Origin of the sequence: Mycobacterium sp. TY815, assembly GCF_030755135.1 — a bacterium.
GTDB lineage: Bacteria > Actinomycetota > Actinomycetes > Mycobacteriales > Mycobacteriaceae > Mycobacterium.
On sequence record NZ_JAUFRX010000001.1, the window covers coordinates 3865619 to 3886645 of the forward strand.

The window sequence follows — 21027 nt, forward strand, 5'->3', positions numbered from 1 at the left end:
CTGGTTATGATCCGTACCTGAATCTAACATCAGATTCAGATCCCGGGAGGTGCCAGGTGACCGCGGCAGAACGGGCGGAGCCCCAGTTCCCCACGCACCGCGGGCGGCGTACCCAGGCCGCTATCGACGCCGCCGCCCGAACGGTGATCGCACGCAAAGGCATTCTGGCGACGACCATCGCCGACATCGCGGCCGAGGCCGGCCGCTCGGCGGCGTCGTTCTACAACTACTACGACTCCAAAGAGGCGATGGTGCGCCAATGGGCGCTGCGCTTCCGCGACGAGGCCGGCGAACGCGCACTGGCGGTGACCGAGCACGGGCTGTCCGAGCGCGAGCGGGCACACCAGGCCGCTGCCGCGCACTGGCACACCTACCGGCACCGGCTCGCGGAGATGATCAGCGTGTCGCAACTGGCGATGGTCAACGCGGACTTCGCCGAGCATTGGGCCGAGATGTGTTCGATCCCAATCTCATTCATCGCAGACTCGGTCCGGCGCGCGCAGCGGCAAGGCTACTGCCCGCAGGACGACCCGCAGTTGCTGGCCGAGGCGATCGTCGCCATGTTCAACCAGTTCTGCTACATCCAGCTCACCCGCCCGGACCCGCCGGACGACGAGGCCTGCATCCGCACCCTGGCCAACATCTACTACCGCGCCATCTACAGCGAGGAGCAACGCCCTTGACCGAGATCATCCGCGAGTTCATCGGACTGCCGTCGCGCACCGCCGGACGGGCCGGCGCCGGCGGGCACCCCTGTCAGGGTCTCTACCACCACGCCGCCGGGCAGCGGCCGAAGGTCGCGACGATCGCCACGCACTATCAGATCGACTTCTCCGAGCACTACATCGCCGAGTACCTGGCAGCGCGCGGCATCGGATTCCTGGGTTGGAACACCCGGTTCCGCGGCTTCGAGAGCAGCTTCCTGCTCGATCACGCCCTGGTCGACATCGGCGTCGGAGTGCGCTGGCTACGAGACGTTGCCGGCGCGGAAACGGTTGTGCTGCTCGGAAATTCGGGCGGCGGTTCACTGATGTCGGCGTATCAGTCGCAGGCGGTCGAGCCGAACGTGACGCCGCTGGAGGGCATGCGGCCCGCCGACGGTATCACCGAACTGCCGGCCGCCGACGGCTACGTCGCCACCGCCGCCCATCCCGGGCGGCCCGACGTCCTCACCGCCTGGATGGACGGTGCCGTCATCGACGAAAATGATCCCGTTGCAACGGATCCCGAGCTGGACCTGTTCAACGAGCAGAACGGTCCGCCGTATTCGCCGGAGTTCGTGCAGCGCTATCGGGCGGCACAGGTGGCGCGCAACCACGCCATCACCGACTGGGCCGAGGCCGAACTCACCCGCGTGCGCGGCGCCGGCTTCTCTGACCGCCCGTTCACCGTGATGCGCACCTGGGCGGACCCGCGCATGGTCGACCCGACCATCGAACCCACCAAACGCCAACCCAATTCGTGTTATGCCGGCCCGCCGATCAAAGCCAACCGCTCCGCCTTCGGGATCGCCGCGGCCTGCACGCTGCGCAACTGGCTGGGTATGTGGAGCCTGCGGGTGGCGCAGACCCGGGCCGAGCCGCACCTGCATCGCATCACCTGCCCGGCGCTGGTGATCAACGCCGAAGCCGACACCGGCGTCTTCCCGTCCGACGCCCAGCGCATCTTCGACGCACTGGCCGGCACCGACAAATCGCAGGCCGCCATCGACACCGATCACTACTTCACCACCCCGGGCGCCCGCGATCAGCAGGCCGACACCATCGCCGAGTGGATCGGGCAGCGCTGGCCCTGAGCCGAACCGCTGTCGTCAACCAACCCACTGGTTGTTAGCTTGGAAGGTGCTTGGCCGAAACGGACCCGATGGGAAGGCGACCAATGCCGATCGCGATCACCCCTGAACATCAAGACCTGGCCGATTCAGTGCGGTCCTTCGTGGCGCGGGTAGCGCCGTCCGAAGTGCTGCATGCGGCGCTCGAGACGCCTTCAACAGAACTCGACAATCCGCCGCCGTACTGGCAGGCAGCCTCCGAGCAGGGCCTGCAGGGGGTGCACCTGGCCGAATCCGTCGGCGGCCAGGGCTTCGGCATCCTCGAGCTGGCCATCGTGCTCGCCGAATTCGGTCACGGCGCGGTGCCGGGACCGTTCGTGCCGTCGGCGATCGCCAGCGCGCTGATCGCCGCGCACGACCCCGACGCCAAGGTGCTCGCCGAACTGGCGTCCGGCGCGGCCATCGGCGCCTATGCGCTGGACTCGGGACTGACGGCCACCCGGCAGGGCGACGTCCTGGTGATCCGCGGCGAAGTCCGCGCGGTGCCCGCGGCCGCGCAGGCCTCCATCCTGGTGCTGCCGGTCGCCATCGACAGCGGGGAAGAGTGGGTGGTGCTGCGCTCCGACCAGCTCGAGATCAGGCCGGTGCGAAGCATCGACCCGCTGCGTCCCGTTGCCGATGTCTGCGCCAACGCGGTCGAGGTGGGCGACGACGTGGTGCTGGCCGACCTGAGCATGACGAAGGCCCACGCGCTGATGACCACACTGCTCTCGGCCGAGGCGGTGGGGGTGGCGCGCTGGGCGACCGAAACCGCGTCCGCCTATGCCAAGATCCGCGAACAGTTCGGCCGGCCGATCGGCCAGTTCCAGGCCATCAAGCACAAGTGCGCCGAGATGATCGCCGACACCGAGCGGGCCACCGCCGCGGTGTGGGACGCGGCCCGTGCTTTGGACGAGACGGGCGAGGACACCCACGTTGCCTTCGCCGCGGCCGTGGCGGCGACACTGGCGCCGGCCGCCGCGCAGCGGTGCACCCAGGATTGCATTCAGGTGCACGGCGGCATCGGCTTCACGTGGGAGCACGACACCAACGTGTACTACCGCCGCGCCCTGTTGCTGGCGGCCTGCTTCGGCCGCGCCTCGGAGTACCCGCAACGCGTGGTCGATACGGCCACCACCACCGGCATGCGCGCGGTGGACATCGATCTGGATCCCGACACCGAAAAACTGCGCGCCGAGATCCGCGCCGAGGTAGCCGCCTTCAAGGAGATGGACCGCGAGGCGCGCAAAGTCGCGATCGCCGAGGCCGGGTGGGTGCTCCCCTATCTGCCCAAGCCGTGGGGCCGGGCATCGAGCCCGGTCGAGCAGGTCATCATCGCCCAGGAGTTCACCGCCGGGCGGGTCAAGCGGCCGCAGGTCGGCATCGCCGCCTGGATCATCCCGTCCATCGTCGCGTTCGGTACCGAGGAGCAGCAGCAGCGCTTTCTGCCTCCGACCTTCCGCGGCGAAATGGTCTGGTGCCAACTGTTTTCCGAGCCCGGCGCCGGATCCGACCTGGCCGGCCTGTCCACCAAGGCGACCAAGGTGGACGGTGGCTGGCGCATCACCGGCCAGAAGATCTGGACTACCGCGGCGCAATTCTCCCAGTGGGGCGCGCTGCTGGCGAGAAGCGATCCAAACGCCCCAAAGCATCAGGGCATCACGTACTTTCTGCTCGACATGAAGAGCGAGGGCGTGACGGTCAAGCCGCTGCGCGAGCTCACCGGGCAGGAGTTCTTCAACACCGTCTACATCGACGACGTGTTCGTGCCGGACGAGTACGTGCTGGGCGAGGTGAACCGGGGCTGGGAGGTCAGCCGCAATACCCTTACCGCCGAACGGGTTTCGATCGGCGGTAGCGACCTGAACTTCTTGGCCAGTCTGCCGCAGTTCGTCGAGTTCGTGCGGGACGGCCACTTCGACCAGGTCGCGCGGCACCGCGCCGGCCAGTTGATCGCCGAGGGGCACGCCGCCAAGGTGCTGAACCTGCGGTCGACGCTGCTGACCCTGGCCGGCGGCGACGCGATGCCCTCAGCCGCAATCTCCAAGTTGCTGTCCATGCGAACCGGCCAGGGCTACGCCGAATTCGCGGTGTCGTCCTTCGGCACCGACGCGGTCATCGCCGATCCGAATACCCCGCAGGGCAAGTGGGGTGAGTTCCTGCTGTCCAGCCGGGCCACCACCATCTACGGCGGCACCTCGGAGGTCCAGCTCAACATCATCGCCGAGCGCCTGCTCGGGCTCCCCCGCGACCCCTAGCCAAGAGGCGCCAGCAGACGCGAAGTCGCGCGAATTCGGCACGAATAGCGCGACTTCGCGTCTGCTCGCCGGGGTTAGTCGGCCTTCTTCTCGGCGTCCTTGGCGAGGTCCTTGGCCTTGTCGTTGGCCTTCTCCTTGTCGGCGTCGGAGTCGACGTCCAGCTCGCGCAGTTCGCGCTTGAGGATCTTGCCGGTGGGGTTGCGCGGCAACTCGTCGAGGAAGATGACCTCGCGCGGCACCTTGTACCGGGCCAGCTCCTCTTTCACGTGCTTCTTGAGCGTGTCCTCGTCGACGTCCGAGCCGTCCTTCTTGACCACGAAGGCACGCAGCCGGTGGCCCCACTCCTTGTCCTCGACGCCGATCGCGGTGGCCTCCACCACCTCGGGATGCCCACTGAGGCAGTCCTCGACCTCGGCCGGGAACACGTTCTCGCCGCCGGAGACGATCATCTCGTCGTCGCGGCCGCTGACGTACAGCAGGCCGTGCTCATCGAAGTAACCGACATCGCCCGACGACATCAGGCCGTCGATGATCTGCTTGTGACCGCCGCCGGTGTAGCCCTCGAACGGGAAGGCGTTGCCGACGAAGATCCGCCCGACCTCGCCCTGCGGCTTCTCCTTGCCGTTGTCGTCGAGGATCTTGACCTTGACGCCCTTGACGACGGGACCGACGGTCGCCGGGTTCTTCTCCAGATCCTTCGGCCCGGCGATGGTCGCGAAGGCGATCTCGGTGGAGCCGTACATGTTGTAGATGACGGGGCCGAAGTCTTTCAGTGCGCGCTGCGCCAGCTCGGCGCCCAGCTGTGAGCCGGACACGAAGATGATCTTCAGGTGTGACAGGTCGGGCTTCTTGTCCATCTTCTCGATCGTGTCGAGCAGCCGCGACAGCATCACCGGCACCACGACCATCGCGGTCGCCTTGTGCTTTTCCAGGTCTTCCAGGACCATCGGCGGCTTGAACTTGCGGCGCAGCACCAGCGTCGAGCCCAGGAACATCGCGATGGTGGCGTGCAGGTAGCCGAGCGCGTGGAACATCGGCGCGGGCAGCGAGGTGATCTCGTTGGCCTTGAACGGGACATGCGAGAGGATGCCGCCCACCGGCGCCAGCGTCGGCGGGGTGCTGCGGTTGGCGCCCTTCGGCGTGCCGGTCGTTCCGCTGGTCAGGATGATGATCGACGCGTGCTTGCTGGCCTTGGGCGCCGGTTCCTTACTGCTGCGCTCGATCAGCTCGGCCAGGGTCTCGTCGGTGCTGCCTGAGTCCTCGTCGCTGTCCGGATTCGTGCCCAGCGCCCGCAACTTGCCGAGCTCCGGCTCGGCCTTGCTGACGACCTTGGTGTACTCGTCGTCGTAGATGATCACCTTGGCGCCTTCGCGCTCGGAGACCTCTTTGACCTGCGGCCCAGAGAATTCGCTGTTGAGCAGGATGATGCGGGCGCCGGCCCGGGCCGCGCCATAATTGGCGATGACGAACCACCGGGTGTTGCGGGCCAGGATTGCCACCCCGTCCCCGCCCTTGACGCCCATCTCGATCAGGCCGTTGGCCACCGCGTGGGCGGCCTCGTCCAGCTCCTGGTACGTCATCGAGCCCTCTTCGTCGATGACGGCCCGGGCATCGGGATGGCGGCGGGCGTTGAGCGAAGGCAGCATGCCGAACTCGCCCCACTTGGCGATGTCGGCCGCCATGGCGGCAGTTTTGAGCGGCGACTCGATCTTGAACGCGCCCGCTTCGAAGATCTTGCGCACGTAGTGCAGTTCGGCAGCGCCGCGTTCGACGTACTGCTGAATCTTGGCAGGGATCTGCCCGGGCAGGTCGCTGAGGTTAGGCATGTTCCTCACCATATGTGACGGAGGTCGCAAAGCGATCGGTAGGTTTCCACCGAATTACCATCGAGTTCTATGACCAAACCCGTGTCGGTGGACGTGGGCGGCCGCGAGGTCAGCGTCACGCATCCGGACAAGGTCGTATTTCCGGATCGGGGCACCACCAAGCTGGACCTGATCCGCTACTACCTGAGCGTGGCCGACGGCGCCCTGCGCGGGGTTGCCGACCGGCCGATGATTCTCAAGCGCTTCGTCAAGGGCATCACCGAAGAGGCGGTGTTCCAGAAGCGCGCGCCCGCCAATCGACCGGAGTGGGTGGACGTCGCCACGTTGCGGTACGCCTCCGGCACCTCGGCCGACGAGGCCGTCATCCACGACGCCGCGGGACTGGCCTGGGTGATCAATATGGGTTGCGTCGACCTGAACCCACATCCGGTGCGCGCCAACGATCTCGAGCACCCCGACGAGCTGCGGGTGGACCTGGACCCGATGCCCGGCGTCGACTGGCGCCGCATCGTCGAGGTGGCGATGGTGGCCCGGGAAGTGCTCGAGGATCACGGCCTGACGGCCTGGCCGAAGACGTCGGGATCGCGCGGCTTCCACGTCTACGCCCGCATCGCCCCGCACTGGCCGTTCGCCAAGGTGCGGTTGGCCGCGCAGACCGTCGCGCGCGAGGTCGAGCGGCGGGTACCGGATTTGGCGACCAGCCGGTGGTGGAAGGAGGAACGCGAGGGCGTGTTCGTCGACTTCAACCAGAACGCCAAGGACCGCACGGTCGCGTCGGCGTACTCGGTGCGTGCCACCCCGGACGCGCGGGTGTCGACGCCGCTGCGCTGGGACGAGGTCCCCGACTGCCGCCCGGAAGAGTTCACCATCGCCACCGTTCCCGGCCGGTTCGCCGAGATCGGGGACCCCTGGGCCGGCATGGACGACGTGAGCGGCAGCTTGGAGCAGTTGCTGGGGTTGGCCGAGGAACTCGGCCCGCCGGAGAAGGCGCCGCGCGGCGCCAAGAAGTCCGCCGACGGCAGGCGACAGTCGGTGATGCCGCTGATCGAGGTCGCCCGCACCAAGACCAGGGACGAGGCGATGGCCGCGCTGGACACCTGGCGGGAGCGGCATCCCGCCGCGGCTGCGCTGTTGCAGCCGGTCGACGTGCTGGTCGACGGCATGCGCGGGCCCAGTTCGATCTGGTACCGGATCCGCATCAACCTGCAGCACGTGCCCGCCGGGCAGCGTCCGCCGCAGGAAGAACTGATCGCCGATTACTCCCCTTGGGACGGCTATAAACCCGCGCCCCGGCCACGTAACTGACGGCCCGGTAAGACACGCGATACTCTCACGCTGTGCAGCAGCAGGGATGGAGTCGGCGCGGATTTTTGCAGGCCGCCGGGTTTGCCGGGCTGCTTGCTGCGTGTTCCGACCCCAAGCCGGCGCCCGGATCGGCCGGCGGCGGCTCGGTGACAGTAACCCATCTGTTCGGTCAGACCGTCGTCAAGGAACCGCCCAAACGGGTGGTGAGCGCCGGCTACACCGAACAGGACGACCTGTTGGCCGTCGGTGTGGTGCCGATCGCCGTGACCAACTGGTTCGGCGATCAGCCGTTCGGGGTGTGGCCCTGGGCACAGCCGAAACTCGGTGCGGCACAACCGGTTCTGCTGAACCTGGATAACGGGATACAGGTGGACCAGATCGCCGGCCTCAAACCGGACCTGATCGTGGCGACGAATGCCGGCCTGGACGCCGACACGTACCAGAAGCTGTCCGCGATCGCACCGACCATCGCCCAGTCCGACGGCGACGCGTTCTTCGAGCCGTGGAAGGACCAGGCCACCGCGATCGGCCAGGCCGTGTTCCAGGCCGACCAGATGAAGTCGTTGGTCAACGCGGTCGACGGCAAATTCACCGATGTGGCGCAGAAGAACCCGGCGTGGAAGGGCAAGAAGGCGCTGCTCATGCAGGGCCGACTCTGGCAGGGCACGGTCGTGGCGACCGTGGCGGGTTGGCGCACCGACTTCCTGAATCAGATGGGTCTGGTGGTGGCCGACAGCATCAAGCCCTACGCCACCGACCACCGGGCGGTGATACCGCGCGATCACATCAAGGACGTGCTGGATGCCGCCGACGTGGTGATCTGGTCGACGGAGAGCCCCGAGGAGGAGCAGGCGCTGCTGGCGGACCCGGAGGTGGCCGCGGCGCAGGTGACCGCGCAGAAGCGTCACATCTTCACGGGCAAGGACCTGGCCGGAGCGATCGCGTTCGCGTCGCCGCTGAGCTATCCCGTGGTCGCCGATCAGCTGCCCCCGCAGTTGGCGAAGATCCTGGGTTGATGGCGCTCTGAGCATTCGCTAAGGCAGCTCTGGCAGTGCCCAAAATCGCTCGCACGCGGCCGGAACCCGGAGCTACCGTCGAAAGATGAGTGTGACGGAGATCACCGATTTCTCGGGGGGCCTCGACGTGGTAACCACCGTGGCCGACTACGGCGACCAAGCCCTGATCCTGCAATGCGACAGCACCAGCGAGGTTTTGGCGTGGACGGAGGCACTGCGGGGGGCGCGGTTGCCGGGTGTTGTCGACGTCGTCCCAGCCTCGGTCACCGTCCTGGTGAAACTCGCCGGACCGCGATTCCAGGGCGTCACCCGCCAGCGCATCAGACGGTTGCGGGTGGCCCCCGGAGAAATGGGGGCCGACGCCGGCGACCCGGCCGACGACATCGTGATCGATGTCGTCTACGACGGTCCGGACCTGGCCCACGTCTCCCGCCACACCGGCCTGAGCCCCGCGCAGGTCATCGACGCGCACACCGGCACCCGGTGGCGGGTGGGGTTCGGCGGGTTCGCTCCCGGCTTTGCCTACCTGATCGGCGGTGACGAGCGCCTGCGCGTGCCCCGTCGCGCCGAACCGCGGACCTCGGTGCCGGCCGGCGCCGTGGGGCTGGCCGGCGAATTCAGCGCGGTCTATCCGCGGCAGTCACCGGGCGGCTGGCAGATCATCGGTCACACCGACGCGGTGTTGTGGGACATCGATCGCCGCGATCCGGCGCTGCTCACGCAAGGCCGCTGGGTGCGGTTCCGGGCCGGGTGAAAGGCACGTTATGACCACCACTCTGGAAATCCTGCGCACCGGACCGCTGGCGGTTCTCCAGGACCTCGGCCGCACCGGCCTGGCACACCTCGGCGTCGGCCCGTCCGGGGCCGCCGACCGCCGCTCGCACACGCTGGCCAACCGGCTGGTCGCCAATCCCGACGACCGTGCCACCGTGGAGGTGACGTTCGGCGGTCTGACCGCCCGGGTGCGGGGAGGCGACCTGGACATCGCCGTGACGGGTGCCGACACCGATCCCACCGTCAACGGAATCATGTTCGGCACCAACAGCATTCACCACGTCCGGGACGGGCAGGTGATTTCGCTGGGCACGCCGCGGGCGGGTTTGCGGACCTATCTGGCGGTGCGCGGGGGCATCTGCGTGACACCGGTGCTGGGCTCGCGCAGCTACGACGTCATGTCGGCGATCGGCCCGTTGCCGTTGCAGGCCGGCGACGTGCTGCCGGTCGGCGAACACACCGACGACTACCCCGAACTCGACCAGGCCCCGGTGGCCGCCTTCACCACCGACGCGGTCGAACTGCTGGTGATACCGGGGCCGCGCGACGACTGGTTCGCCGACCCCGACACCCTGGTCCATACCGACTGGGTCGCCTCGGACCGCAGTGACCGGGTAGGCATGCGCCTCGTCGGGCGTCCGCTGCGCCACCGCGAACCGGACCGGCAGCTGCCCAGCGAGGGCGCCACCCGCGGCGCGATCCAGGTTCCACCCAACGGGCTGCCGGTGATTCTGGGCCCCGATCACCCGGTCACCGGCGGTTACCCGGTGATCGGCGTGGTGGTCGACGAGGACATCGACAAGGCCGCCCAGGTGCGGCCCGGACAACATGTGCGACTGCACTGGGCGCGGCCGCGGCGGACAGACTAGGGCCGGCCTGGTAGAACAAGCACCGTGCACACCGCACGCCTGGTCCACACCGCCGATCTGGACACGCACACGCGCCAGAGCATCTACCAGATGGTCACCACGGCATTCGCCGGCGACTTCACCGACACCGACTGGGAACACACGCTGGGTGGGATGCACGCGCTGGTCTGGCACCACGGCGCCATCATCGCGCATGCCGCGGTGGTGCAGCGGCGGCTGATCTACCGGGACCACGCGCTGCGTTGCGGATACGTGGAAGGCGTTGCGGTACGCGAGGATTGGCGCGGCCAGGGGCTGGTTCACGCGCTGCTCGACGGTGTCGAACAGGTGATGCGCGGCGCCTACCAACTCGGCGCCCTCAGTTCCTCGGACCGCGCCCGCGGGCTGTATTCGGCCCGCGGCTGGTTGCCCTGGCTCGGCCCGACGTCGGTGCTGGCTCCCACCGGCCCGGCCCGTACTCCCGATGACGACGATTCGGTATTCGTCCTGCCGGTGAGCGTCAACCTGGACACCTCCGCGGAGCTGATGTGCGATTGGCGCGACGGAGACGTCTGGTAAGCCTCACACCGCGGGTCGCGGTGCGGTGAGCTGAAGTTCACACGCCCGGGTCGCTGACGGAAGCTCCCGGGCAACAATGCATTTCTAGCGTGAGCGGCGAGGTCGATGACGTTAGGAGTCTTCATGTTCGCCCGCCGTTCGCACGTTATCTCCGATTGGGATCCCGAAGACGTGGTTGCCTGGGAGGCGGGCAACAAGGACATCGCCCGGCGCAACCTGATCTGGTCGGTGCTCGCCGAGCATGTCGGATTCTCCATCTGGTCGATCTGGTCGGTGATGGTGCTGTTCATGCCGGCGTCGGTGTACGGATTCTCCGCCGGCGACAAGTTCCTGCTGGGTGCCACGGCGACGCTGGTCGGTGGCTGCCTGCGATTCCCCTACACCTTCGCCACAGCGAAGTTCGGCGGCCGCAACTGGACCGTCTTCTCCGCGGTGGTGCTGCTGATTCCGACCGTCGGAACCATTGCGCTGCTGGCAAATCCAGGGTTGCCGCGGTGGCCGTATCTGGTGTGCGCCGCGCTGGCCGGACTGGGCGGCGGCAACTTCGCCTCCTCCATGACCAACATCAACGCGTTCTATCCGCAACGACTCAAAGGCTGGGCGCTGGCACTCAATGCCGGTGGGGGCAACCTCGGGGTTCCGATGATTCAGCTGGTCGGCCTGCTGGTGATCGCGACACTCGGCGACCGCCGGCCGTACTGGGTCTGCGCGGTGTACCTGGTGCTCCTGGCGGTGGCCGGGATCGGCGCGGCGCTGTACATGGACAACCTCAAGCAGTACCGCATCGAGCTCGACACCATGCGCAAGATGCTTGCCGAGCCGCACACCTGGGTCATCTCCGCGCTTTACATCGGCACCTTCGGCTCGTTCATCGGGTTCTCCTTCGCGTTCGGTCAGGTGCTGCAGATCAACTTCATCGCCAGCGGCCAGAGCACCGCTCAGGCCTCCCTGCACGCCGCCCAGATCGCATTTCTGGGACCGCTGCTGGGCTCGCTGTCGCGCGTGTACGGGGGCCGGCTCGCCGACCGCATCGACGGCGGGCGGGTCACGCTGAGCGCGTTCTGCGCGATGATCCTGGCAGCCGGAATTCTGGTAAGCGTCAGCACTTTCGGCGAGCACCGCACCGGGCCGGCGCCGGCCTCGATGATGATCGGCTACGTCGTGGGCTTCGTGGCGCTGTTCATCCTGTCCGGCATCGGCAACGGCTCTGTTTACAAGATGATCCCGTCCATCTTCGAAGCGCGCAGCCACTCAATGCCGTTGAGTGAGACCGAACGACGGCAGTGGTCGCGTTCGATGTCCGGCGCCCTGATCGGCTTCGCCGGAGCGGTGGGTGCGCTGGGCGGTGTCGGCGTGAATCTCGCACTGCGCCAATCGTATTCGAGCAGCGGGACCGCCACATCGGCGTTCTGGGTCTTCGTCGGATGCTACATCGCCGCTGCACTGCTGACCTGGCTCATCTACGTGCGCAGGCCGTTGACCTCGGCCACTGCCGGCCGCACCGGCCTTGCCTACGTGTAGCTCACGCGCGCTTGACTGTCGGGCCGGGGTAACCGGTAGTGCCGTCGGCTCCGTCGAAGTCCGGGGTGCTGAGCCCGTCGGGTCCGGCCATGCCCTCGTAGCCGACAGACCCGAGCCCCAACCCGGCAGCACCACCGGTACCGGCGCCACCCCGCGAGCCGCCGGCACCCCCCGCTCCGCCGTCACCGAAGCTGCCGGCCCCGCCGTCCCAACCGACGAGGCCGCCGCGTCCGCCGGCACCGCCGGAACCACCGTTGCCCCCGTCGCCTCCGTCGCCGCCGTGGCCGGCGTCTCCCCCGCCACCGCCGAAGCCGCCGAACGCGATGCCGTCGGGTGCACCGACGTTGCCGCCGGCCGCACCATTCCCACCGGTGCCACCCGTACCGCCGATGCCGCCGGCACCGCCGGCGCCACCGTGGCCGCCGACTCCACCGTCGCCGACCAGCCAACCGCCGGCACCGGCATTCCCACCGGCGCCGCCGGCGCCACCCTGGCCACCGTGACCTCCCTCGCCGCCACCGCCGCCCCGTCCACCGAACCCGGCGAACGCGTTGCCGCCGGAGCTGTAGGCGGCGTTCGTCGAAGACGAGTCAATCGGATAGTGCCCGCCGCCGTTACCACCGGATCCGCCGCTGGAACCGTTTCCGCCACGGCCACCGAAGCCGCCGAGGCCGCCATCGCCGCCGTTGCCGATCAACAATCCGCCACGGCCCCCTGCACCGCCGGCGCCGCCGGCGCTGCCGGCCTGTCCGTCCAGACCGACGCCACCGTCACCGCCCTTGCCACCGAAGGCCGCGACGGCCCCACCGTCGACGGCGCGGGCGTAGCCGGCAGTACCGCCGTCGCCGCCACTCGCCCCGCCGGCACCTCCGGTACCGCCTTTACCTCCGCTTCCGGAGATGGCGTCGGCTCCTGTGGTGAGGCCCGGGGTTTTGGTGACGTCAGCGCTGCCCCCGTTACCGCCGTCGCCGCCATTGACGCCGACGGTGCCGGGCGAGCCGGGGGAACCGAGGCCACCCCTGGCGGCTCCGGTCTGACCGACCTGGTTACTCATGCTGTCCTCGCCATTGAGGCCCGGGTCGGTCACCGATGCCGGGTTGACGGCGTCTGCGCCGGACATCCCGGCACCGCCATGACCGCCGTTACCACCTGTGCCGAACAGCCCGGCGCTTCCACCGGACCCTCCGTTGCCACCAGCCATGCCGACCGACGTCGATGCGCCGCCGCTGCCGCCGTTGCCGCCTTGGCCGTAGAGCCATCCGCCGCGGCCGCCGGAGCCGCCATTGGCACCCGCACCGCCGGCACCGCCCGCGCCGCCGCTGCCGATCAGTCCGGCCGCGCCGCCCGCACCGCCGGCCTGGCCAGACCCACCCGATCCGCCGTTTCCGCCGTTGCCCCAAAGGATCCCGCCTGCGCCGCCGTCGGCACCCGAACCGGCGGCGCCGTCAGCGCCGTTACCGATCAGGGGTCGGCCCATCGCCGCCTCGGTGGGCGCGTTAACCGAATCGAGGAGGTGCTGCAGCTGCGCTACGCCGGCCCCCTCGGCGCGCTCGTACAGGTTGCCGTTCGAGTTGAGCGCCTGCACGAACTGGTCGTGCAACGTCGACAGCTGAGAGGAAAGGCTCTGATACGTCTGACCATGACCGGAGAACAGCGACGCGAGCGCCTGCGACACCTCGTCGGCGCCGGCGGCGATGACGTGTGTCGTCGGAGCCGCGGCCGCCGCATTCGCCCAACGCAGTGCCGAACCGATGCCGGCAAGATCAACCGCTGCTGACGAAATAGCCTCTGGGGCAACGACTAGATACGACATTTGTGATCCGTTCCCTCGCTGTTGCGGCCGATGTCTGGGCCCGCCCACCACTCTCGTGTGGCGCGCGCCACACGTCTCTACGCCGGCTGGGGGATTGGGGGGATGAAGTTCTCTCCCCCAACTGGTGGAGCGCCGTCAGCTGGCAGTGCGGCGCTCACCACGCGTCGGCAGGGGTCGCGAAACTCCCATTCGGCGCTGACACCGGCCGCCAGTGTGTAGCGAATCTCACTCGAATTGACCACATTTCGTGGCTTACAGCGATCTGCCAGAAAACTGGAACGCAACTTTCAGTCCCTGGCGGCCCTTTTGAGTTGACTGCCTTCGGCGCCCGATGTGAGCATCGAAACCAACGTCGGCGCAACCCTCTTCACTTCATGGTGCCCATCGCGGCGCCCGGAAAGGTCAACCAGCCTATGGGCCGCAACCACCGCATCGCGGACTGGAATCCCGAAGACATCAAGGCATGGGAGGCCGGGAACGACAAGATCGCCAGGCGCAATCTGCTCTGCACGGTGGCCGGCGATCACGTCGCGTTCTCCATCTGGACGCTGTGGTCGGTCATGACCCTGTTCATGCCCGCCTCGGTATACGGATTTTCGGCCGGCGACAAACTGTTGCTGGGCGCCGTCGCCACCCTGGTCGGCGGCTGCGCGCGCATCCCATACACCCTGGGCATCGCCCGCTTCGGCGGCCGCAACTGGACGACGTTCTCGGCATTCGTGCTGCTGATCCCTACCGGTCTGACGATCGCGCTGCTGTCCCATCCCGGCCTGCCGCTGTGGCCATATGTGTTGTGCGCGGCCATGACCGGACTCGGCGGCGGCAATTACGCGGCGTCGCTGGCCAATGTGAACGCCTTCTATCCGGAGCGGCTCAAAGGGTCGGCGCTGGCCGTCAACGCCGGGGTGGGAAACCTCGGGGTGGCGGTGATCCAACTCGCGGGGCTGTTGGCCTTCGCCATCGCCGGTCACCAGGCTCCGTACTGGGTGTGCGCGGTTTACCTTGTGCTGCTGGCAATTGCCGGTATCGCCGCGGCGCTGTTCATGGACAATCTCGAGCATGGCGTCGAGCTGAACACGTTGCGCTCGGTGCTCTTCGTACGGCACACCTGGGTGATTTCGCTGCTCTACATCTGCACCTTCGGATCATGGATCGGGTTCGCATTCGCGTTCGGCCAGGTGTTGCAGGTCAACTTCTCCGAACATGGCGAGACGGTCAAGCACGCCTCGCTGCACGCCGCTCAGATCGCCTTCGTCGGACCACTGTTGGGCTCGCTGGCGCGGATCTACGGCGGCCGGTTGTCAGACCGCATCGGCGGAAGTCGCGTGACCCTGGGAGTGCTCGGCGGCATGATTGTGGCCGCCGGATTACTCGTGGCCATCAGCACCCATGACGACATCGCGCCACGCAGTGGCAGTCTCACCCTGATCGGCTATGTGCTGTGCTTCATCGCATTGTTCATCCTGGCCGGCATGGGCAACGGGTCGGTGTTCAAGCTGATCCCGTCCATCTTCGAGGCACGTAGCCGCTCTCTGAACGTCGGCGAGGCCGAGCGGCGGCACTGGGCACGCGCCATGTCGGGTTCGCTGATCGGCTTCTGTTCAGCAGTGGGCGCTCTGGGCGGAGTAGGCATCAACATGGCGCTACGCGAGTCGTACTTGCACAGCGGCACCGAAACATCGGCTTACTGGATGTTCCTGGCGTCCTACGTCTTCGCCGCGTGGCTCACCTGGGTGATGTACGTGCGGCGTCCCGCCACAACTGTGACGAAGAACGCGGAAGAGGGCAATGCTGCAGCAATTGCCAGGTAACGCTTCGGAAATGAGCCTGGCATACAAAGGACATATGGCCCAGTCACCTTCTGCGCCACTCACCGGCTACCGGATCGCAGTCACCTCAGCACGCCGCGCCGAAGAGCTGTGCGCACTGCTCAACCGCCATGGGGCGGAGGTCTTCGCCGCACCCGCAATCAGCATGATCGCGCTGCCCGACGACGACGAATTGCACAGCAACACCGCAGCTTTGATCACTACTCCGCCCGACATTCTGGTGGCCCACACCGGCATCGGATTTCGCGGTTGGGTGGCGGCCGCCGAGGGGTGGGGTCTGGCGACCGAACTGATGGATGCCCTGGCGTCGGCGCGGGTTATCTCACGCGGCCCCAAAGCAACCGGTGCGTTGCGTGCCGCCGGACTCCGTGAGGAATGGTCCCCGGAATCCGAATCGTCGCACGAGGTCTTGGAATATCTGCTCAAGACGGGAGTCGCCGGCAAGCGTATCGCCGTCCAGCTGCACGGCGCGGCCGACGGGTGGGACCCGTTCCCGGAGTTCCTCGGCGGGCTGCGCGCAGCGGGCGCCGAGGTGGTGCCGATCCGGGTATACCGTTGGAAGCCAGTGCCGTTGGACGGAGAGTTCGATCAGCTTGTCACCGGCATCGCCCGGCGTCAGTTCGACGCCGTCAGCTTCACGTCGGCCCCCGCCGCGGTTGCGGTGCTGGAACGCAGCCGCGATCTGGGTATCGAAGACCAGGTACTGGCCGCATTCCGCAGCAGTGTGCATGCGATGTGCGTCGGCCCGGTGACATCCCGGCCGTTGATCAGGCAAGGTGTGCCGACATCGTCGCCGGAACGAATGCGGCTGGGAGCCTTAGCTCGCCATATCGCCGAGGAATTGCCGCTACTCGGCTCGTGCAGCGTGCACGCCGCCGGCCACCTGGTGGACATCAGGGGAACCTGCGTGCTGGTCGACGGATCGGTCAAGACGGTGTCGGGTTCGGGCATGGCGATACTGCGGGCACTGGCCCACCGGCCCGGAGATGTGGTGGGGCGCGCCGAACTGCTCCGGGTGTTGCCCGGCAACGGCGGCGACACACACGCGGTGGACACCGCCGTGCTTCGGTTGCGAACGGCGTTGGGCGACAGGAACATCGTCGCTACCGTGGTCAAGCGGGGATACCGGCTGGCCCTCGATGGAGAGCATGACGCCGCATGAGCCTGATCCTGACCGCCCACGGCACCCGCCGGCAGGCCGGTGTCGCCATGATCGGTGACCTCGCTGCTCGGGTGGGTGAAATCCTCGACCGCAGCATCCTGGTGGCGTTCGTCGACGTAGTGGGACCGACCCCCAGCGAGGTCCTGTCGAATCTGCCCGGGGGACCAGCAATCGTGCTGCCGGCGTTCCTGTCCCGCGGCTATCACGTCCGTGCCGATCTGCCCGCACACATCGAGGCCAGCGGCCACCCGGACGTCCTCGTCACCCCCGCGCTCGGGCCGAGCCGGGATATCACCCGCCTCATCTATCAGAACCTGGTGGAAAGTGGTTGGGCTCACAGTGATTCGGTGATCCTGGCCGCGGCCGGCACGTCAGACCGGCGCGCCCGCGCCGACCTGGACCAAGCGGCAGCGTTGCTGTCGACCATGACCGGCTCGCCGGTGGCACTGGGTTTCGCCGCCACCGGCAGTCCTCACATCCGCGACGCCGTCACCGACGCGCGCCGCCGGGGCGCGCGTCGCGTCGTGGTGGCGTCCTATCTGCTGGCCGACGGTCTGTTTCAGGAGCGCCTGGACGACTGCGGCGCCGACCTTGTCACGCGGCCGCTGGGCACCCATCCAGAACTTGCCGGCCTGGTGGCCGGGCGGTTCCGTCACGCCGCCGTCCGGTCCGGCGGGGCGCTGTACCAGCGGACGGCGTGAGCAACGACACTTGATGTTTGCGGGCATCGTGGGTAATCCTGGCAACATGGTCCGTAACGAAGAGCCCTCGCGAGGACTCCTCGACGATGTGGCGAAGATGCTCCGTTTGCCGTTTCGGACGCCAGAGTTCATCGACCGCATTTTCACCGGCAGCGTCAACCAGGTAGGACGCCGCACGCTTTACATGCTGATCACCACGTGGGATGCCGCCGGTGGCGGGCCTTTTGCCGCGAGTGCGATCGCATCCACCGGTCTGTCGAAGACCGCCGAGGTCGTGCAGTCGATGCTGATCGGTCCGGTGTTCAACCCGTTGCTCAAGATGCTGGGCGCCGACAAGATCGCGGTGCGGGCCTCGTTGTGCGCCTCGCAACTGGTCGGGCTGGGAATCATGCGCTACGGCGTGCGCTCCGAGCCGTTGCACTCGATGACGGTGGAACAGCTGGTGGACGCGATCGGCCCGACGATGCAGCGCTACCTCGTCGGAAAGATCGACTAAGCGGCCATCCGCACGGCGAACCGGCCGACCTGGATACGGCCGTCAGCGGTAACCCGCACCGGGTAGACCGGCACCGACACCCGCTCGTCGTCCAGGCAGGTACCGTCGTCGAGCGCGAAAGCCTGCTTGAGGATCGGCGATTGGACCACGGCACGGCCGGCGCGATCGCCGACGATGCCGCGGGACAGCACCGCCGCGCCCGAGAACGGGTCGATGTTGCCGATTGCGTGCAGCGTTCCGTCGTCGAGGCGGAACAGCGCGGCCTGCGCGCCGTCATCGAGCAGCACCCCGACTCCGCGTCCCGCAATGAGGTGGTCGTACGCGCAGGCCGTGGTCCATGCCTGGATGTCGTTGACGATGGTCATGATTCATTCCCTCCCTAGCTAGAGCTATCCGCGAATCCGCGGGATACCAATGGGCACAGGCACTTTGCGCCCAGAACGTTCGGTGAACGTCACCGTCGGGTCGACGGCACCGGGGGCGTTGACGAACGAGACGAAGCGCGAGAGCTTGTCCGGATCCTCCAGGACGCCCTTCCATTCGCACTGGTAGTTCTCGACGTGCCGTTCGATGGCCGCCTCGAATTCCGCAGCCAGGCCCAGCGAGTCGTCGCACACCACTTCACGTATGTGGTCCAGACCGAGTGATTCCACCCACGGCGCGGTCCGCTGCAACCGGTCGGCCGTGCGGATGTAGTACATCAGGAACCGGTCGATGTAGCGGACCATTGTCTCGGTGTCCAGGTCGCCGGCCAGCAGTTGGGCGTGCTTGGGGGTCATCCCGCCGTTGCCGCCGACGTAGAGGTTCCAACCCTGCTCGGTGGCGATGATGCCGACGTCCTTGCCGCGCGCCTCGGCGCACTCACGTGCGCAACCGGAGACGCCGAGCTTGATCTTGTGCGGAGCCCGCAGTCCGCGGTAGCGCAGTTCGAGGTCGATGGCCAGCTGCACCGAATCCTGTTGCCCGTAACGGCACCAGTCGCTGCCGACGCAGCTCTTCACCGTCCGCAGCGCCTTGCCGTAGGCATGGCCCGACTCCATCCCAGCGTCGACGAGCCGCTTCCAGATCGCCGGCAACTGGTCCACCCGGGCGCCGAACATGTCGATCCGCTGGCCGCCGGTGATCTTGGTGTAGAGCCCGAAATCCTGGGCGATCTGACCGATCAGGATCAGGTGCTCGGGCTTGATGTCGCCGCCGGGCACCCGCGGAACCACGGAGTAGCTGCCGTTGCGCTGGATATTGGCCAGGAAGTGGTCGTTGGAGTCCTGCAGGGCGGCCTGCTCCCCCTCCAGAATGTGGTCCGACCCGGTGGAAGCCAGGATGGAGGCGACGACGGGTTTGCAGATGTCGCAACCTTTTCCGCGGCCGAAGCGCTCCAGCAGACCGGAGAAGGTGCGGATCTCGGTGGCGGAGATGATCTGGAACAGCTCCGCCCGCGACTGGGAGAAGTGTTCGCACAGCGCCTTGGACTGCTCCACACCCTCGGCTTCGAGCAGCTGCTTGAGCAACGGCACGCAGGACCCGCACGAGGTGCCCGCCGCGGTGCACGCTTTGAGCGCCGGAACGTCGGCACAGCCGTCGGCGATGGCGCACTTCAGGTCACCCTTGCTGACGTTGTTGCAGGAGCAGATCTGAGCCGAATCCGGCAGTGCGCCAATGCCCAGCGCTCCGGCCGCACCGGGCGACCCGGCGGGCGCGATAAGAGCCAATGGGTCCCCGGGCAATTCACTGCCGACCATGGGACGCAGCACGCCGTACGCCGACGCGTCTCCCACCAGTACGCCGCCGAGCAACGTCTTGGCGTCGTCGGAGAGCACCAGCTTGGCGTAGGTGCGGTTCACGGCGTCGTTGATGACGACCTCGAGGCAGTTCTCGGTGGTGCCCATCGCGTCGCCGAAGCTGGCGACGTCGACGCCGAGCAGCTTGAGCTTGGTGGACAGGTCCGCCTCGGGAAATTCCGCGGTGCCGTCGACCAACCGGTCGGCCACCACTTCGGCGCTGGTGTAACCCGGCCCGACCAGGCCGTAGCAGCGGCCTTCGATGGCGGCCACCTCGCCGATCGCGTAGATGTCCGGATCGCTGGTGCGACAGGCCGAGTCGGTGAGGACGCCGCCCCGGGGGGCGATGTCCAGGCCGGCGGCACGGGCCAACTCGTCCCGCGGCCTGATACCGGCGGCGAAGATCACCAGTCCGGCGTCGATCACCCGGCCGTCCGAGAGCCGCACCGTCAGCGATTCGGCACCGTCCGAATGCGTCACGGGCTCAATGGATTCGGTACCGGTACCGACGTGGATGTCGATCCCGAGGTCGCCGATCATCCGGGCCAGCAGCGCGCCGCCGGCCTCGTCGATCTGCTGGGCCATCAGGCGCGGCATCATCTCGACGACGTGCGTCGGTAATCCGAACTGGCGCAACGCGTTGGCGGCCTCCAGCCCCAGCAGCCCACCGCCGATGACCACCCCGGACTCGGCCCGGCCGGACTCGACCGTCCGCTGGGCGCAGGCGCGGATGGCGTCCAGGTCATCAAGGGTGCGGTAGACGTGGCAGGACGGCAGGTCGTGACCGGTGACCGGCGGGACGAAGGCATAGGACCCGGTGGCCAGCACCAGCACGTCCCAGGGGTGGATCCCGCCGTCTGCTGTGACCACTACCTTTGCGGCGCGGTCGATTTCGGTGACGCGGGTGTTCAGCAGCAGTCGCACCTGCGAGTCACCGGCGTAGTCATTGCCCGGCAGGGCCAACAGGGTGCGATCCCAGCTTTCGGTGTACGAGGTCAGGCCGACGCGGTCGTAGGCGGCGTCCGCCTCTTCGGCCAGCACGGTGATCCGCCACGAGCCACTGCTGTCGCGGGCGCGCAGCGCCTCGACGAACCGGTGACCGACCATCCCGTGGCCGACCACGACTACACGCCGGGCAGCAGCGCGCGCGGGAGTACTTCCGGCAGAGGACATGTCACGAGACTACGAAGCCGATGTTGCGGGGAATGTCGCCAAATGTGACGCATTCATCACGCCGTCCTCACAGCTGGCAATCGCCTGTGTGACGATGTTCGCTCCCGGCGAACGCGCAGGTGGAACTTAAGCGTGGTT

General features: G+C 67.7%; 17 protein-coding genes. 13 read left to right on the forward strand and 4 right to left on the reverse strand.

The features are described from left to right. Positions 1 to 56: 56 nt before the first annotated feature. The 3 genes from QXK92_RS16825 (at position 57) to QXK92_RS16835 (ending at position 4068) form a co-directional block, all read left to right on the forward strand. Positions 57 to 683 carry a TetR/AcrR family transcriptional regulator gene (locus tag QXK92_RS16825; protein ID WP_306243030.1) on the forward strand — a complete coding sequence of 209 codons (627 nt, stop codon included), beginning with the start codon at positions 57 to 59 and terminating at the stop codon, positions 681 to 683. After that, positions 620 to 1795: an alpha/beta hydrolase gene (locus tag QXK92_RS16830; protein WP_306244487.1), complete on the forward strand. Its 1176-nt coding sequence runs from the start codon at positions 620 to 622 to the stop codon at positions 1793 to 1795. The genes QXK92_RS16825 and QXK92_RS16830 overlap by 64 nt, the downstream gene beginning before the upstream one ends. An 83-nt stretch (positions 1796 to 1878) precedes the next feature. Continuing rightward, positions 1879 to 4068, forward strand: a complete 2190-nt coding sequence (locus tag QXK92_RS16835; RefSeq protein WP_306243032.1) for an acyl-CoA dehydrogenase — start codon at positions 1879 to 1881, stop codon at positions 4066 to 4068. A 74-nt stretch (positions 4069 to 4142) separates the two neighbouring features. Here the strand turns inward: QXK92_RS16835 and fadD2 are convergent, their stop codons facing one another. Beyond that, the gene (gene fadD2, locus QXK92_RS16840) at positions 4143 to 5894 is read right to left on the reverse strand and encodes a long-chain-fatty-acid--CoA ligase FadD2 (protein ID WP_306243034.1); all 1752 of its coding nucleotides are present in this window, start codon (positions 5892 to 5894) and stop codon (positions 4143 to 4145) included. Between the two features lie 69 nt (positions 5895 to 5963). Here fadD2 and ligD point away from each other — a divergent pair, with 69 nt between their 5' ends. The 6 genes from ligD to QXK92_RS16870 all read left to right on the forward strand — a co-directional run bounded on the left by ligD (position 5964) and on the right by QXK92_RS16870 (position 11937). Then, positions 5964 to 7199, forward strand: coding sequence for a non-homologous end-joining DNA ligase (gene ligD / locus QXK92_RS16845; RefSeq protein WP_306243036.1), 1236 nt, complete (start codon positions 5964 to 5966; stop codon positions 7197 to 7199). A gap of 32 nt (positions 7200 to 7231) precedes the next feature. Continuing rightward, a complete protein-coding gene (locus QXK92_RS16850) occupies positions 7232 to 8215 on the forward strand; it encodes an ABC transporter substrate-binding protein (RefSeq protein WP_306243038.1) in 984 nt (327 codons plus the stop codon). Between the two features lie 85 nt (positions 8216 to 8300). Continuing rightward, positions 8301 to 8969 (forward strand): allophanate hydrolase subunit 1, encoded by a 669-nt coding sequence (locus tag QXK92_RS16855; RefSeq protein WP_306243040.1) that lies wholly within the window; start codon positions 8301 to 8303, stop codon positions 8967 to 8969. A 10-nt stretch (positions 8970 to 8979) separates the two neighbouring features. Next, positions 8980 to 9858 (forward strand): 5-oxoprolinase/urea amidolyase family protein, encoded by an 879-nt coding sequence (locus tag QXK92_RS16860; RefSeq protein ID WP_306243041.1) that lies wholly within the window; start codon positions 8980 to 8982, stop codon positions 9856 to 9858. 24 nt (positions 9859 to 9882) lie between these two features. Then, positions 9883 to 10416 carry a GNAT family N-acetyltransferase gene (locus QXK92_RS16865; RefSeq protein ID WP_306243043.1) on the forward strand — a complete coding sequence of 178 codons (534 nt, stop codon included), beginning with the start codon at positions 9883 to 9885 and terminating at the stop codon, positions 10414 to 10416. Between the two features lie 123 nt (positions 10417 to 10539). Further along, complete coding sequence (locus QXK92_RS16870) at positions 10540 to 11937, forward strand: NarK/NasA family nitrate transporter (RefSeq protein WP_306243045.1); 1398 nt, start codon at positions 10540 to 10542, stop codon at positions 11935 to 11937. Position 11938: 1 nt separating this feature from the next. On the opposite strand, the gene QXK92_RS16875 is transcribed toward QXK92_RS16870, so the two are convergent. Beyond that, on the reverse strand, positions 11939 to 13750 hold the full coding sequence (locus QXK92_RS16875) for a PE family protein (protein ID WP_306243047.1): 1812 nt from the start codon (positions 13748 to 13750) through the stop codon (positions 11939 to 11941). Between the two features lie 413 nt (positions 13751 to 14163). Between QXK92_RS16875 and QXK92_RS16880 the strand changes: the two genes are divergently transcribed. Genes QXK92_RS16880 through QXK92_RS16895 form a run of 4 tightly spaced genes read left to right on the forward strand, consistent with a single transcriptional unit; the run spans position 14164 to position 17938 of the window. Then, positions 14164 to 15561, forward strand: a complete 1398-nt coding sequence (locus QXK92_RS16880) for a NarK/NasA family nitrate transporter (RefSeq protein WP_306244489.1) — start codon at positions 14164 to 14166, stop codon at positions 15559 to 15561. A 34-nt stretch (positions 15562 to 15595) separates the two neighbouring features. Beyond that, entirely contained in the window at positions 15596 to 16741 is a 1146-nt protein-coding gene (locus QXK92_RS16885) for a uroporphyrinogen-III synthase (protein ID WP_306243049.1), read from the forward strand. Beyond that, on the forward strand, positions 16738 to 17442 hold the full coding sequence (locus QXK92_RS16890) for a sirohydrochlorin chelatase (protein WP_306243051.1): 705 nt from the start codon (positions 16738 to 16740) through the stop codon (positions 17440 to 17442). Before QXK92_RS16885 ends, QXK92_RS16890 begins: the two co-directional genes overlap by 4 nt. Positions 17443 to 17488: 46 nt before the next feature. After that, positions 17489 to 17938, forward strand: coding sequence for a hypothetical protein (locus QXK92_RS16895; RefSeq protein WP_306243052.1), 450 nt, complete (start codon positions 17489 to 17491; stop codon positions 17936 to 17938). On the opposite strand, the gene nirD is transcribed toward QXK92_RS16895, so the two are convergent. Together nirD and nirB are read right to left on the reverse strand one after the other, a co-directional pair. After that, positions 17935 to 18303: a nitrite reductase small subunit NirD gene (gene nirD / locus QXK92_RS16900; RefSeq protein ID WP_306243054.1), complete on the reverse strand. Its 369-nt coding sequence runs from the start codon at positions 18301 to 18303 to the stop codon at positions 17935 to 17937. The two genes, QXK92_RS16895 and nirD, sit on opposite strands and share 4 nt — an antisense overlap. A 24-nt stretch (positions 18304 to 18327) precedes the next feature. Further along, a complete protein-coding gene (gene nirB, locus QXK92_RS16905) occupies positions 18328 to 20889 on the reverse strand; it encodes a nitrite reductase large subunit NirB (RefSeq protein ID WP_306243056.1) in 2562 nt (853 codons plus the stop codon). Positions 20890 to 21027: the final 138 nt, after the last annotated feature.